Annotated in this window: 13 protein-coding genes and 1 pseudogene; 3 read left to right on the top strand and 11 right to left on the bottom strand. The window is 60.4% G+C overall.

Annotated elements, in window-relative coordinates:
* Position 1 precedes the first annotated feature (1 nt).
* The 4 genes and pseudogenes from CXQ93_RS05170 to CXQ93_RS05155 all read right to left on the bottom strand — a co-directional run bounded on the left by CXQ93_RS05170 (position 2) and on the right by CXQ93_RS05155 (position 4535).
* On the bottom strand, positions 2–1753 hold the full coding sequence (locus tag CXQ93_RS05170; protein WP_104109407.1) for a BCCT family transporter: 1752 nt from the start codon (positions 1751–1753) through the stop codon (positions 2–4).
* A gap of 382 nt (positions 1754–2135) precedes the next feature.
* The gene (locus CXQ93_RS05165; protein ID WP_104109406.1) at positions 2136–2564 is read right to left on the bottom strand and encodes an HIT family protein; all 429 of its coding nucleotides are present in this window, start codon (positions 2562–2564) and stop codon (positions 2136–2138) included.
* Between the two features lie 27 nt (positions 2565–2591).
* On the bottom strand, positions 2592–3641 hold the full coding sequence (locus CXQ93_RS05160; protein WP_104109405.1) for an NAD(P)-dependent alcohol dehydrogenase: 1050 nt from the start codon (positions 3639–3641) through the stop codon (positions 2592–2594).
* Positions 3638–4535, bottom strand: a pseudogene (locus tag CXQ93_RS05155) (sulfurtransferase). The gene CXQ93_RS05160 and the pseudogene CXQ93_RS05155 overlap by 4 nt, the downstream one beginning before the upstream one ends.
* 65 nt (positions 4536–4600) lie before the next feature.
* On the opposite strand from CXQ93_RS05155, the gene CXQ93_RS05150 reads away from it, so the two are divergent.
* The gene (locus tag CXQ93_RS05150) at positions 4601–5680 is read left to right on the top strand and encodes a PLP-dependent cysteine synthase family protein (protein ID WP_104109736.1); all 1080 of its coding nucleotides are present in this window, start codon (positions 4601–4603) and stop codon (positions 5678–5680) included.
* Between the two features lie 7 nt (positions 5681–5687).
* On the opposite strand, the gene CXQ93_RS05145 is transcribed toward CXQ93_RS05150, so the two are convergent.
* On the bottom strand, positions 5688–6344 hold the full coding sequence (locus tag CXQ93_RS05145) for an MBL fold metallo-hydrolase (RefSeq protein WP_104109404.1): 657 nt from the start codon (positions 6342–6344) through the stop codon (positions 5688–5690).
* A gap of 116 nt (positions 6345–6460) precedes the next feature.
* On the opposite strand from CXQ93_RS05145, the gene CXQ93_RS05140 reads away from it, so the two are divergent.
* Positions 6461–6868: a Fur family transcriptional regulator gene (locus CXQ93_RS05140; protein WP_104109403.1), complete on the top strand. Its 408-nt coding sequence runs from the start codon at positions 6461–6463 to the stop codon at positions 6866–6868.
* A gap of 17 nt (positions 6869–6885) precedes the next feature.
* Here CXQ93_RS05140 and CXQ93_RS05135 read toward each other — a convergent pair whose 3' ends face one another.
* Complete coding sequence (locus CXQ93_RS05135) at positions 6886–8007, bottom strand: hypothetical protein (RefSeq protein WP_146073165.1); 1122 nt, start codon at positions 8005–8007, stop codon at positions 6886–6888.
* A gap of 78 nt (positions 8008–8085) precedes the next feature.
* Between CXQ93_RS05135 and CXQ93_RS05130 the strand changes: the two genes are divergently transcribed.
* On the top strand, positions 8086–8610 hold the full coding sequence (locus CXQ93_RS05130; RefSeq protein ID WP_104109401.1) for a helix-turn-helix domain-containing protein: 525 nt from the start codon (positions 8086–8088) through the stop codon (positions 8608–8610).
* Positions 8611–8624: 14 nt separating this feature from the next.
* Here CXQ93_RS05130 and CXQ93_RS05125 read toward each other — a convergent pair whose 3' ends face one another.
* The 5 genes from CXQ93_RS05125 to CXQ93_RS05105 form a co-directional block, all read right to left on the bottom strand.
* Positions 8625–9503, bottom strand: coding sequence for a metal ABC transporter permease (locus tag CXQ93_RS05125; RefSeq protein ID WP_104109735.1), 879 nt, complete (start codon positions 9501–9503; stop codon positions 8625–8627).
* Positions 9500–10360, bottom strand: a complete 861-nt coding sequence (locus CXQ93_RS05120; protein ID WP_104109400.1) for a metal ABC transporter ATP-binding protein — start codon at positions 10358–10360, stop codon at positions 9500–9502. Before CXQ93_RS05120 ends, CXQ93_RS05125 begins: the two co-directional genes overlap by 4 nt.
* The gene (locus tag CXQ93_RS05115) at positions 10357–11283 is read right to left on the bottom strand and encodes a metal ABC transporter solute-binding protein, Zn/Mn family (RefSeq protein ID WP_104109399.1); all 927 of its coding nucleotides are present in this window, start codon (positions 11281–11283) and stop codon (positions 10357–10359) included. Before CXQ93_RS05115 ends, CXQ93_RS05120 begins: the two co-directional genes overlap by 4 nt.
* A 75-nt stretch (positions 11284–11358) precedes the next feature.
* Entirely contained in the window at positions 11359–12417 is a 1059-nt protein-coding gene (locus CXQ93_RS05110) for a hemolysin family protein (protein WP_104109398.1), read from the bottom strand.
* Positions 12414–13808 (bottom strand): hemolysin family protein, encoded by a 1395-nt coding sequence (locus CXQ93_RS05105; protein ID WP_104109397.1) that lies wholly within the window; start codon positions 13806–13808, stop codon positions 12414–12416. Before CXQ93_RS05105 ends, CXQ93_RS05110 begins: the two co-directional genes overlap by 4 nt.
* Positions 13809–13906 lie beyond the last annotated feature (98 nt).

Below are 13906 nucleotides of genomic sequence, written 5' to 3'. Positions count from 1 at the left end.
GCTACGAACCAGCCGCCGAATCTGAATCTTTGGTTTCAGGCCCGCCGGTGGACTCCGCGTCCTGCGGGTGGTGTCCAAACGGGTCAGGGTGTGGGCGTTTGTCTGCTGGAAGCCGCCCGCGCAGCCGGGCGGTGAGCGCCCGCAGGTTCATCAGTGGGGAATCCTGGTTCGGGCCTTCGACTTCAAGACCGTAGAAATCCCCAATGTGGTCAACGAATGCCAGCCGCTTGGCTTTCTCATAGGCGCGCGATTCGCGGGAGAACGCCCGGTAGGTAGACCAGCAAATCAAGATCAGCACAAAGCTGAAGGGCAGTGCAATGATGATTGCCGCGGTTTTCAGGGCCTCCAGCCCACCGGACAGCAGCAGGGCGCTGGCCAAGAGCGAGGTGGCCAAGGTGAAGAAGATGCGGATCCAGTTCTTTGGTTCCACGTCTCCCCCACTGGCGATCATGCCCATAACCAGTGCGCCAGAGTCGGCGGAGGTCACGAAGAAGATTACGATCATGATGATCGCCCCAATGGTGAGCACTCCTCCCGCGGGAACCTGGGCCAGCGTCGCAAACAGGGCTCCGGCGGTGTCAACGGTCCCGTCCGGGCCCACCAGGCCACCCTTGCCGGAGAGCTCGGAGTACAGTGCAGTACCGCCCAGCACGCTGAACCACAGCAGTGTAACCAGGGTGGGCACAAGGATGACGCCGGCCACGAATTGGCGAACTGTGCGTCCCTTGGAAATGCGGGCAATGAAGATGCCCACGAACGGCGCCCAAGAGATCCACCAGCCCCAGTAGAAGGTGGTCCACGTCGACTGCCAGGCTTCACCTTCCGCGCCCGAGAAGGCGCTGACGTTGAAGGCCATGCCGACGAAATTCTGCAGGTAATTGCCGGTGGACTGGACAAAGTTGCGCAGCAGGAACTGGGTGGGGCCCACCACCAGCAGGAAGATGACGAAGATGCCGGCGAGGATGAGGTTGGTGTTGGAGAGCCATTTCATTCCCTTCCCCACGCCCGAAAGCACAGAGAACAACACAAAGCACGTGATTACGGCAATGATGACCAAGTCGATGAACATTGAGGAACTGATCAACCCGGCGCTTTCCAGTCCGGCGCTGATCTGCAGGACACCAAGTCCCAGCGAGGTTGCCACACCAAAAATGGTTCCGACGAGGGCGATGACATCGATGAGGTTGCCTAGCCCGCCCTGCACCCTTCGCCCGAGCAAAGGTTCAAGCGTCCACCGGATCGAAACCGGCCGGCCGCGTCGGTGGATGGCGTAAGCCAGGGCCAGACCTATGACCACGTATATCGACCAGGCATGCACTCCCCAGTGCAGGAAGGTCTGCGAGAGCGCATGTTGGGCGAGCTCGCCAGGGGTGCCGGTGGTGCCGGGCTTGGGCGAGGCAAAGTGACTCAGGGGCTCACTGACACCGTAGAACACCAAGCCGATGCCCATACCGGCGGCGAAGAGCAGGGAGAACCATGAACCGAGCGAGAACTCGGGCACGTCGTCGTCCTTGCCCAGCTTGATGTCACCGAATTTCCCGAAGCCGAGCCACAGGCAAAAGATCACCAGGGCAGTGGCCAGCAGAACGTAGTACCAGTTGAAGTAGCCCACGATGGTGCCTTGAATATCCGAAAACAGCTTCTCGGCGACCTCGGGGGCAATCATGGCAAACGAGGCGAAGATGATGACGATTGAGGCTGCTGGCCAGAATACCCAGCGATGGACCCGTGGCGCGGTTTTTGTCTCTGACATTTTCCCAGCTTAGGCGCATTTTCCTCTGAGCCACCGGGTTTCGGGCTACTGATCAACGGATTATTTCGGCTGCCACCGTCGAAGGGCAGGATGACGCCGATAATATTCACCCCATCATCACTCAGCGGAAACGTGATGGAGGCTGCGAGCGCGTCAGCTTCGGCGGCGTCAGGCAGACCGCCATGGCGCGGCGAACGCGTGCGGCCCCCAGCTCAGAGTCAGACCGGGACTCAATATTCGTGATGACCCGCCCCGGGGCTACGCACCGCGGCCACCATCGTTCACGCCGGCGCACGGTTAACGCCATACGGGGCGCCACTCCAAGAGTGGCGCCCCGTATGGCGTTAATGGTGCGCAGGTGCAAAGTGCACGACCATAATAATCAGGCGGCGGGGACGAATTCCCCGTGACCGGCTGCCCGCAAGGCCACCCGCAGCTTTTCGGCGCTGGCATCCATGACCGCCGGATCCGGATTCTCCTGCACGGAGCCGAAGTCGAAGTTTTCCAGCCCATAGGCCGGGAACACGTGCACGTGCAGGTGCTCCACCTCGAAGCCGGCAATGGTCATCCCGGCACGCGGTGCCCCAAAAACGGCAACCTGGGCCTGCCCGATGGTCTGGGCCACTGACATCAACTTCGTGAGAAGCCCTGGGGCAGCGTCTGTCCATTTATCCACTTCCAGGCGCGGGACCACGAGCACATGCCCATCAGTTAGGGGCCCAATGGTGAGGAAGGAAACGCAATCATCGTCCTGCCAGATGAAACGTCCGGGAATCTGGCCCTCGATGATCTTGGTAAACAGGGTGCTCAAGAAATGCTCCTTACGAGGCAGAAAGAACTAGAGGGTTGCGGTGTCCAGCACGAAACGGTACTTGACGTCGCCAGCCACCATACGCTCATAAGCAGCGTCCAACTCGGTGGCGTTGACTACTTCAATGTCGGAGACAATCCCGTGCTCGGCGCAGAAATCGAGCATTTCCTGCGTCTCGGCAATACCACCAATCAAGGATCCACCATAGGCCAGGCGCTTACGGATCAGCAGGCCCGGTTCCACCGGCGGCATCTTTTCCGACGGCAGACCCAGCTGGATCAGAGCGCCGTCGCGGGCCAAGGTATTTAGGTACGGATTCAGATCGTGAACCGCGGCAACCGTATCGATGATGGCATTGAGCGAGTGTTTGGCGCCGGCCATGGATTCGGGATCCGTAGAGATGACAACATGGTCGGCCCCGAGGGCTACGGCGTCGTCCGTCTTTGCCGGTGAGGTGGTGAAGACGGTGACAGTGGCGCCCAGCGCTTTGGCGATCTTGACAGCCATGTGGCCCAGCCCGCCGAGGCCAATCACGCCCACCTTGTCGCCATCCTGAACATCCAGGTAACGCAAAGGAGAGTAGGTGGTGATGCCGGCGCACAGCAGCGGGGCCGTGGCCGCCGGGTCCATGCCTTCGGGGATGTGCAACACGTAGTTCTCATCCACCACGATGCTCTGAGCATAGCCACCCTGGGTAATTTCGTCCCCGTTGCGTCGGTCAACGGCGCCGTAGGTGCCAACGTTTCCGACTTCGCAGTACTGCTCGAAGCCTTCAAGACAGGAATCGCATTCGCGGCAGGAATCCACCATGCAGCCCACACCGACCCGCTCACCCACGGTGAACCCCTCGACGGAGTCCCCCACACGGCTGACTGTGCCCACAATTTCATGCCCGGGCACCAGCGGATACTTGGCCTGGCCCCATTCGGAGCGGATGGTGTGCACATCGGAGTGGCACAAGCCGCAGAATTCAATGGCAATTTCAACGTCGTGCGCGCCGGGTTCTCGACGTTCGATGGTTGAAGGGTTCAGTCCGGATGTTGCTGAAACAGCTGCGTAAGTTTTTACTTGGGTCATCCCTCAACCCTATCGCCGTTGCCACCACTCTCGCCAGACGCGCCAGTCTCAGCCGCCCCAGTCGCCACAGGCCGCCCGGGCTGATTTGACCAGGCGGAGAACGAGCCCGGATACAGTGCCGCCGAAAACCCTGCAATTTCCAGGGCCGCAATTTGATGCGCCGCGGTCACCCCAGAGCCGCAATACACTGCCACATCGCTGCCCGGCGCAATGCCAAGAGCTGCAAATCGTGCACGCAATTGTGCCGCGGGCAGGAACATGGCATCCGCCGCTAAATTCTCACTGGTGGGCGCACTCACAGCCCCGGGAATGTGCCCGTCCCGCGGATCAATTGGCTCAACCTCACCCCGGAACCGCTCCCCGGCCCGCGCGTCGAGCAAAATCCCGGACCAACTGGCGGCTTGGTCCGCGTCGATAGTGGCCTTTGCCCCAAAATGGACGACGGCGTCACCTGGCGACGCGATAACAGCACCTTTTACGAGGGGGAGGCCAGCGGCACGCCAGGCGGCCAGTCCGCCGTCGAGCAGCTGAACATCCTTGAACCCGGCATAACCCAACAGCCACCAGGCGCGGGCGGCGGCGGCAGCTCCGGCGTCGTCGTAGACCACAACCGTGTCACCGGCGTTGATACCCCACCGGCGCACCGTGGCGGCAATCTTCCTCGGTGGGCAGCGGGTGGCGGCCGTCCTCGGGCTGGCCGTCTCCAGCCAGCTCGGTGTTCATATCAGCGAATACGGCGCCCGGAATGTGGCCGGCCAGGTAGTGGTCATGACCGCGCGGGTCCCCCAGCACCCATCGGACATCCAGCACCACGGTTCGTGAGACACGGAAACCGGGACCGGGCTCGGCAAACAGGCGTGCATTGAGCTCAGCAACACTGATCAGAACACTCATGGGAAGCTCCTTGGAAAAGATTCATGGGCAACTGCCAACTAATCTACTGCGCTACGCTGGCTGGCATGAACACTGCGAACGTCTCCCGGTCTTGGACGCACCACGCCATTGCCACTGTCCAGGCCGAGAACAACCGGTCAGCCGACACCCACCTGTACAAAATTGAGTTACCCGTTCACTGGGGTGTTGATTTGTATGTGAAGGATGAATCCTGCCACCGCACCGGCAGCCTCAAGCATCGTCTGGCCCGATCGTTGTTCCTCTTTGGCCTGGTGAATGGCTGGATCCACGAGGGCACCACCATTGTGGAAGCCAGCTCGGGCAGCACAGCAGTTTCCGAGGCGTACTTTGCGCAGCTGCTGGGCTTGGACTTTGTGGCCGTTATGACGCGGTCCACGAGCCCTGAGAAGATCGCCCTCATTGAGCAGTTCGGCGGGCGCTGCCACTTTGTGGACCACGCTAATGAGGTGTATTCGGCGGCAACAGAGATCGCTGCGCAGAACAATGGTCACTACATGGACCAGTTCACCTACGCCGAGCGGGCCACAGATTGGCGCGGCAACAACAACATTGCCGAATCCATTTTCAGCCAGCTGGCCCATGAGACTCATCCGGAGCCGGCCTGGGTGGTGGTGGGCGCGGGCACTGGCGGCACCTCGGCCACTATTGGCCGTTATCTTCGCTACCACGGACATTCCACCCAGCTGGCCGTGGTTGATCCTGAAGGATCGGCCTTTTACCCGGCGTGGACCAGCGGCAGTCCGGAGATTATCACGGGAAATTCCTCGCGCATTGAGGGCATAGGCCGGCCGCGAGTTGAACCGAGTTTTGTGCCCGGTGTGATCGATTCCATGTTCCAGATCCCGGACGCAGCTTCCGTGGCTGCCATGGTCCATTTTGCGCAGCTGACAGGCCTGCACGCCGGGCCGTCCACGGGCACCAATCTATGGGGCGTGTGGCAGTTGGTGGCGCGAATGGTTGCCGCCGGGGAAAAGGGCAGCATTGTGACCTTGATGTGCGACGGCGGAGAGCGCTATGCGGGTAGCTACAACAACCCCGCGTGGCTGAGTGAAAAGGGTCTAGATCCGGCTGAGCATCTGCGCACCATCAAGGATTTCTTCGACAGTGGCGTGTGGGGCAGCTGAGCCCGTATTAAATCTCTGCCGACTGCCCCGCATTGAGGTGCCGGAACTGCACACCGTGCAAACCACCCATCCGGGCAATGTGCGATTCCGTAAAGGCCAGTCCCTGTTCGTTGAGCAGGCCGTCGTGAATTTGGAACGCGTGCGGAGCCCGTACCGAAACCACAAAGTCCACCACCTCTGACACCTTGGACCAGGGCGCATGGACCGGGACCAATAAGGTACCCACGCTGACTCCGTCGGGGACTATCAGGGAGTCACCCGGGTGATAGACGTCGTCGTCAATCAGGTAACCCACATTGGCCACCACGGGGATAGACGGGTGGATAAGGGCGTGCTGGCCGCCAAAGCATTGGATGGCAAAGCCGGCTGCCGTGAAGGAGTCACCGGGAGCGGCGTCCAGGATCCGCTCAGCTGCTTCAGGGGCCCGAACCCGCAGGTCCCGGGCAACACCGGCCGGTGCATGAACCGTGAGCTCCGGGGCACCGGTGAGTGCCTTGGTGAGGGCATCGCCGTCGTAGTGGTCAGCGTGTTCATGCGTGATCAAAACGGCGTGAGCACCCTCCAAGGCGGTGGCGGATTCGGAGAAGACCCCGGGATCCAAGACCAAGACTCGGCCGTCCTGCTCGAGGCGGACACAGGCGTGGGTGAATTTTGTCAGCAACATGATGCCAGCCTATGCCCCGAGCACGGAGTCGCCAAGGGTCATCGGGCCGGGGGTGTGCGGGCAGGTGCGCTAGGCTGGTTGATTGAATCGAAGCATAAAGAAAGTGGGTTGTGGGCATGTCGGAAGAACCGGTGAAGGAGCAGCGCGTCACCAAGCAGCGTGTTGCCATCAGCGCCGCCATGGACACCTTGGATGACTTTGTCAGCACGCAGGAACTCCACCGCCTGTTGCACGAACAAGGCACCCGGGTATCGTTGGCCACCACCTACCGAATTCTTGCCTCCATGGCTGACGAGGGCCTGCTGGATAGCCTGCGCAATGGCGAAGGCGAAGCCGTGTACCGCCGTTGCAACGCCACCAGCCACCATCATCACCTGCTGTGCCGCAACTGCGGCAAGACGGTAGAGATCGAGGCTCCGGCTGTGGAGAGCTGGGCGGCTCGCATTGCCAAGGAAAACGGCTTCACCCAGGTGCAACACACAGTGGAAATTTACGGACTATGCCCGGAGTGCTCGGCCGCCTAAACACCAGACTGCTGCAGTTAGGCCGCGACAACTTCCTCAATCTCGCGGATGCTTGAGTTTTCATTGGCGAGCTGGGTCTTGCGCACACTGAACACATGCGTCAGAACCATCAAGGCGCTGCCAGGAATCAGCCACAGGACCAGCTTGAGAATGTCGGCACCCATGCCCTGTCCGGGGAAGTAGGCCAGAGTCTGCGCAGCGTGATGCCAGGCGGCGCCATTCCAAAAGCTGTTGAGCGCGCCAAAGATTCCTGGCTGCATCTCCGGGGCAAAAATTCCGCCTGAACTGGTGAAGTTCAACGCCACGAAAAGCAGCGTCAAGGTGGCTGTGGTCCAGTGCCGCAGGACGGGATGAAGACCCATTCCCAGCATCACAATGGCTAGCACGTAAACCCATGACAGCAGCCAGGTCCCGCCGAGGTGACTCTGCAGCACGCCGTAGATGGGGCCTGCAATGACCACTGCGAGCGTGGCCACCACGGCGGCGGCCAGTGCTGCAAGTCCAAACCGTGTCTGCAAGCGAATCCTGCCCATGAACCCCGCCAACGGCACGGAACTTGCGTAGCCGCCAATGCTCAATGCCACGAGCATGAAGAACAGGCCCTGTCCGGTGGTGTCGTGACTGCCCACGGGATTGACGTCGAGCACCTGAAACGGCAGGTGCTGCTCAAAGGCCACCGGCATGAAGACCTTTTGAGTGATATTGGCGGTGGTCTCTGAGGCTGCGCTGGAGAGCATCAAGGTGGCGGCAGTGGCGCTGGGAGCATAGGCCGCCGTGATTTCACGCTTCATGATCAGTGCCCTGGCCGCTGCCTCATCGGGAACCGTACGCACGTCCAAGGCCTCCCCGGATTTCTCCTCCAGGCCTTGGGCAAATGCCTGCATGCTGGCCGTGTTGCCCACCACCGCTACCGCCACATTGTGGGGAGCAGGCTGGTGGAAAGCACCCAGATACGCCAAGCCCATGACGGTGACTAGAAAGAACGGGATGACCATGGTCAGGCCAAGCTTGCGCCATGCCGCCGCTGGCACGCGCTCGGGGCGCTTGGGGTGCTTGGGGTGCTTGGGGTGCTTGGGGTGCTTGGGGTGCTTGGGGTGCTTGGGGTCAATAGTTGCGAGTGGTGTGCTGTGAGAGGTCATGATGAGTCAAGATTACGCCTAATGTTGCATTATGCAACATTAGAAGTTGTTCCATGCAACACGTACTAGGCTGGAACCATGGAGCCCACCGTGCGCGAGAGCGATATTGAAGCAGTATTTGGCCAGTTGCGCGAGATCTCGCGCCGTTCCAGCGCCCGCTCGCGCAGTATTGAAAAGACCTTGACGTTTGTTGAGGATTCACTCCTGCGCTTTATAGCCACCACCGACGCCGCCAGGGCTACCGACATAGCTGCCGCGTTCTCGCTGAACAGGTCCACCGTTTCCCGGCAAATCAACACGCTGATCACCTTGGGACTGGTCCACTATCAAGACCACCACGAGCGTCAGGAGCACGAAGCAAAGGACGCTGCTGCCAAGGACGCCGCTGCCACCACTGAAAGCAGCCTCGAAGCCACCCCCACACCCAACTCCGTACCATCGGGCCGCGGACGAGTACTGGCGTTAACCGAGTCCGGGGAGGTCCAGCTGGCCACCTCCACGCGCGTCCACCAGAGCGTGGTCAAGGACCGACTGTCAGGATGGAGCGATGTCGAGATTGCCACATTCGCCGCGGCACTCACCAGGTACAACGACGCCGACTAGAGCTACTACAAGAACTACGAGGCAGCCAGCGAAGGCCGGGCAGACCAGCCACGACGTCGCCGCCACGAACCAGCCACCCGGCACACCAGGTAGATCACGAACGAGAGCGTCGTGACGTATGGGCTGATGGGGATGCTTCCACCTAAAGCCAGCATGATGCCACCCACGGTGGAGATCATGGCAAAAGCCACGCTCAGCAGCACCACCATGCGCGGAGCTGCCGTCACCTGAAGTGCCGCCGCAGCAGGAGTGATGAGCAGCGCCAAGACCAGCAGCGAGCCCACCACCTGGATGGACAGTGCCACAGCAATACCCAGCAGGAACATGAACGCCAGCGAGAGAGTCCGCACAGGAACGCCGCGGGCGGCGGCGATGTCAGGATCGGCACTGGCAAAGGTCAGCGGGCGCCAAATGAGCGCCAGCCCAGCCACCACCACCAATGCGGTCCCGGCCAGAACCGAGAGCTGAGTGGAATCTACGGAGACGATCTGACCGGTGAGCAGGCCAAATTTATTGGCCGATCGGCCGTCGTACAGCGACAAGAACAAGATACCCAGACCCAGGCCGAAGGGCATGATGACGCCAATGACCGAGTTTTTCTCTCTGGCCCGCACACCCATGACGCCTAGCAGTAGCGCGGCAGCGATGGAACCCACCAGCGATCCGAAAATGACGTCCACACCAATGAGCAACGCAAAGGCTGCTCCCGCGAAGGACAGCTCGGCGATGCCATGGACGGCGAATGCAAGATCGCGCATCATGACGAAGGTGCCGACCAAGCCGCCTACCAGGCCAAGGATGGCGCCGGCCAGCAGAGTATCGCGAAAGAGTGGTAGCAATTCCCCGTAGTTGGTGAAATTAAAGACTGCGTCTGAAAAGTCAGCCCAATTCATGATTGCCACCCATCAACGATGTTTTTGAGGGCAGTTTCCTCGTCAGTGCGAGGCTGGTCAGCAACGTGACCGTCAATGACAGAATCTGGCCGCCCCACCACCACGAGCTTGCCGTCAACGTTGAGCACCTCAACCCTGGTTTGATACAGCGCAGAGAGCACCTCGGTCCGCATGACCTGGTCCGGGGAACCGAGCGTGAACCGCCCGCCGGCCAGATAGAGCACCCGGTCCACGTGCTCCAAAATGGGGTTGATCTCATGCGTGACAAAAACCACCGCGGTCCCATTCGCCGTGGCCTGTTGGGCCACGAGCGCGCTCACGGCTTTTTGGTGTTGCATATCAAGCGAAAGCAGCGGCTCATCACACAGCAGGACTTTGGGGTTAGATGCCAGCGCTTGGGCGATGCGCAAGCGCTGCTGTTCACCACCGGAAAGCATTCCCACGGGGATCTTGGCGTAGCTGGTGGCCCCCACCATTTCCAGCAGTTCATCCACGCGCTTGGTGTACGCCCGGCCACGCATCCGGAAGCCCCATTTGTGGCCGTCAACGCCCAAGCCCACCAAGTCGCGGGCTCGCAAGGCAGTATCGGGAGAAAAGTTTTTTTGCTGGGGAACATAGCCAATGCTGCGGCTACCGCGTTTGGCGGGTGCGCCGTCGAGCGTCATGCTGCCAGAGCTCAGCGGAACCAGGCCCAGCAGGATTTTCAGGAAGCTGGTTTTGCCGCTGCCATTTGCACCCAGGACGGCCAGGAATTCACCGGGCTGGACTTCTAAGTTGAGGTCATGCCAGAGGGTGCGTTGGCCGTACTTGAGAGTGGCGCGCTTGAGCGTAATGACCGATGGTGCTGATTCGGTCATTTTCCAGCCGCTGCATTTAGTCCTTGTTCCAAGTTACTTACATTACCAAGCATCCAGGCCAGGTAGCTCGTATCAGCCGGTAAGGTCTCTGCGAAGTCAACCACAGGAACTCCGGCATTCAGGGCAGCAGTCTTGACCTTCTCGGTCTGGGGGCTCTGGGTCTGGGTGTTGTAGGCCAACACGGCAATGGTGCCTGAGTCCATCACGCCCAGCACCTCGGTGAGCGTCGAGGCCGGAACATCGGCCCCATTTTCGACGGCGGAGGTGAACTTTTCCGGCGTCTTGTTAACCAGGCCAGCCTCGGCGAGCAGGTAGAGCGGAACAGGCTCGGTCACGGCGGCACCGGCCCCGTTGTGCTTGGTTTTCAACGCCGCCAAGCGGGAGCTCATGGCGCCAATCTGGACCTTGAAGGCGTCGGCCTGTTGCGTAAACGCCGCGGATTGGGCCGGAAGCTCGGCACTGAAGCGCGCAGCAAGATCATCGGCCAGTTTGACCATGGTGGGAAGTGAGTACCAAACGTGCTCGTTGAAGTCAGCAGCTGTATCCAGACCGGATAACGTGCTCACGTTGATAACTTCCGCGCTCTCCAGCTGCCCCTTGGCCAGCTGAGTGAAGAAGTCGTCGTAGCCGCCACCGTTTTCAATGCCGATCTGGGCCTTTGAGACGGCCAGTTTGTCCTGAGCGTTGGCCTCATACCCATGCGGGTCAGCGTTGGGATCGGAAATGATGGTGTGGACGTCAACGTGGTCTCCACCAATACTCTTGGCAATATCGCCATAAACATTGGTGGAGGCCACGACCGCTATAGTTCCGCTGCTGCTTACTCCATCCCCGGCCGGGGTCCCGCCGCCGCACCCCGCCAGGGTGATCGAGGCCGCCAAGGCGGCCCCTATGAGCAGAAATGAGCGACGGTTTGCAGACATGCGATTCCTTAGTGACGTGCTAATGAGAATTGTTACCAATAAGACCAGCATAGCCCATATTGGGAACGGTTCGCATCAAGCCTTGCGTCGCTCCTGAACGTTTGTCTGGGTTGCGTCGCGAATCTCCCCGACCAGTTGCTCAATGACATCCTCGAGGAACAGCACGCCCATGGTCTGTTCATTGGCGTCAATGACGCGAGCCATGTGCGATCCGCTGCGCTGCATGGTTGCCAGCACATCCTCAATTTCCTCGGTGGCCTGCAAGTTGACCATGGACCGCACGCGCCCTTCACCAATGGGCAACTCATAGCGTTCCAACGGAATCCGCAGCACATCCTTTAGATGCAGATAGCCAATCAGCACGCCCGCCTCGTCAGCAAAGACAAACCGGGAGAATCCGGTCTTGCCCACCTTGCGCTCGAAGTCCACGGGGGTGGCATCGACGGGCAGCGTAACTAAGCCCGCCAACGGCACCATGATGCCTTGTGCCGTTTGCGAGGAGAATTCCAGGGCACCGGTGATGAGACCCGTCTGGTCATCCACCAAGCCGCTGCGCGTGGATTCCTCCACGATGGACTGGACCTCTTCGAGCGTGTAGCTGGAGGAGACCTCGTCCTGCGGAGTGATCCCGAACAGCCGCACAATGTGATTGGCACACCAGTTCAGTGACACGATGACCGGGCGCACTACCTTGCCCACCAGCACCAGCGGCGGAGCCAGCAGCAGAGCTGCCTTGTCCGCGGCGGAAACGCTCATGTTCTTGGGTACCATTTCCCCGAACGTCACGTGCAAGAACGTCACCAGCGCCAAAGTGATGATGAAGGCTACCGGCGAGGCGACATTGTCCGCAACACCAATGGTGTGCAAGGGTTCGGCAATCAAGTGGTGAATGGCAGGTTCGGAAACGTTCAGGATCAACAGTGAACACACAGTGATGCCGAGCTGCGAACAGGCCAGCATCAGTGACACGTTTTCCATGGCGCCCAAGGTGATCTTGGCACGCTTGGAGCCGGCGTCGGCAAGGGGTTCAATCTGACTGCGGCGTGCTGTCATAACAGCAAACTCAGCGGCAACAAAGAAGGCGTTACCTAGGAGCAGCACCACCAACCAGGCAAGTCCGGCCCAGGGGCTCATCGAAGATCACCCCGGTCTTTCGTATCGGCGGTGGCCTTGTTGGAGGGGTTGGCCTTGGCGTTCTTGCCGCTTCCGTCACCTTCAGTACCTCCAGGCAAAGGTGCCGGGATGAAGCGGATCCTGTCGATCCGGCGTCGTTCTATCCTGTCAACCACCAGCTGGCCACCTTCAACACTGACGCTATCGCCGGGGGCAGCAATGCGGCCCAGTTCGGCCATCATGAAGCCACCCACGGTTTCGTAGCTTGCCTCGTCAGGGACATTGAGCGGGCCAATGCGCTCGGAAACCTCGTCAGGACGCATGAGGCCCGGGAAGAACCACGTACCATCGGCGCCGAGCAAGATGCCGGGCTTGATGCGGTCATGCTCGTCGGAGACTTCGCCAACAATTTCTTCTACCAAATCTTCCAGAGTGGTCACGCCAGCGGTGCCGCCGTATTCGTCCTGGACCACTGCCATCTGCAGATTTCCTTCGCGGAGCTCCAGAATCAGGGCGTCGAGGTGGACGGTTTCGGGCACGCGCAAGACCTCGGTCATGATGGCACCCACTTCCAGTGATTCACGCTTGTGGAAGGGAACTGCAACGGCCTTTTTCAGGTGGACAACGCCCACAATGTTGTCTGGGGATTCGTCAATAACCGGGAATCTAGAGAAGCCGGTGCGGCGGGCGGCATCGATGATCTCGGCCACGGACTGTGTGCTTTCAATGGTCTCAACCTGCATGCGCGGGGTCATGACATCGGCGGCTGTGCGCCCGGAAAAGCTCAGGGTCCGGGCCACGAAGGTTGCCGTACCCTTGTCCAAGGTGCCCATGGCGGCGGATCGGCGCACCAAGGAGGCAAGTTCCGACGGCGAACGCGCACCGGAAATCTCTTCCTTGGCTTCCATGCCGAACAGGTTCAGCACCTTATTCGAGAAGCCGTTCAAGACGATGATGGCGGGCTTGAATACGGCGGTAAAGACCAGCTGCGGCCGGGCGATCATCTTGCCAATTTCAAAGGATTTGGCGATGGCCATATTCTTCGGGACCAGCTCACCAATCAGCATCGAGAGCAGGGTTGCTATCAACATGGCCAGGGCCAAGGCGACTGCGGACACTGCAGCGTCTGGAACGCCCACGGCACCCAGCGGACCCATGAGTAGAGCACCAAGCGAAGGTTCCATCAGGAAACCTGTCAGCAAGGTGGTCAGGGTAATGCCGAGCTGGCAGCTGGAGAGCTGGGTGGACAGCGACTTCAAACAACGAAGAAGTGGCACTGCGGCTTTATCGCCAGTGTTCACCGCCCGCTGTACGGTGGCTTGGTCCAGCGCAACGAGGGAAAATTCAACGGCAACAAAGAATCCTGTGCCAAGGATGAGCAGCAGACCTGCTGCAAGTAATAACCATTCGATTTTACTGCACCCCCCTTGTCAGTGTGCGCAGAGATGCTGCGTTCACGTGGGGGTTGGCCGCCGGCGGAGGGTGGTCGGCGACGGGGCCGGCCACTGCG

It is taken from the genome of Arthrobacter sp. N199823, from assembly GCF_002929705.1.
Classification (GTDB): Bacteria; Actinomycetota; Actinomycetes; order Actinomycetales; family Micrococcaceae; genus Specibacter.
This window is presented reverse-complemented; position numbering and strand designations above follow the sequence as displayed.

Excerpts from the sequence above, each read along its gene's own strand:
- CXQ93_RS05160 (WP_104109405.1), bottom strand. The coding sequence starts at position 3,641 with ATGACCCAAGTAAAAACTTACGCAGCTGTTTCAGCAACATCCGGACTG.
- CXQ93_RS05135 (WP_146073165.1), bottom strand. The coding sequence starts at position 8,007 with ATGACCTCTCACAGCACACCACTCGCAACTATTGACCCCAAGCACCCC.
- CXQ93_RS05170 (WP_104109407.1), bottom strand. The coding sequence starts at position 1,753 with ATGTCAGAGACAAAAACCGCGCCACGGGTCCATCGCTGGGTATTCTGG.
- CXQ93_RS05120 (WP_104109400.1), bottom strand. The coding sequence starts at position 10,360 with ATGACCGAATCAGCACCATCGGTCATTACGCTCAAGCGCGCCACTCTC.
- CXQ93_RS05125 (WP_104109735.1), bottom strand. The coding sequence starts at position 9,503 with ATGAATTGGGCTGACTTTTCAGACGCAGTCTTTAATTTCACCAACTAC.
- CXQ93_RS05140 (WP_104109403.1), top strand. The coding sequence starts at position 6,461 with ATGTCGGAAGAACCGGTGAAGGAGCAGCGCGTCACCAAGCAGCGTGTT.
- CXQ93_RS05145 (WP_104109404.1), bottom strand. The coding sequence starts at position 6,344 with ATGTTGCTGACAAAATTCACCCACGCCTGTGTCCGCCTCGAGCAGGAC.
- CXQ93_RS05150 (WP_104109736.1), top strand. The coding sequence starts at position 4,601 with ATGAACACTGCGAACGTCTCCCGGTCTTGGACGCACCACGCCATTGCC.
- CXQ93_RS05115 (WP_104109399.1), bottom strand. The coding sequence starts at position 11,283 with ATGTCTGCAAACCGTCGCTCATTTCTGCTCATAGGGGCCGCCTTGGCG.
- CXQ93_RS05130 (WP_104109401.1), top strand. The coding sequence starts at position 8,086 with ATGGAGCCCACCGTGCGCGAGAGCGATATTGAAGCAGTATTTGGCCAG.
- CXQ93_RS05110 (WP_104109398.1), bottom strand. The coding sequence starts at position 12,417 with ATGAGCCCCTGGGCCGGACTTGCCTGGTTGGTGGTGCTGCTCCTAGGT.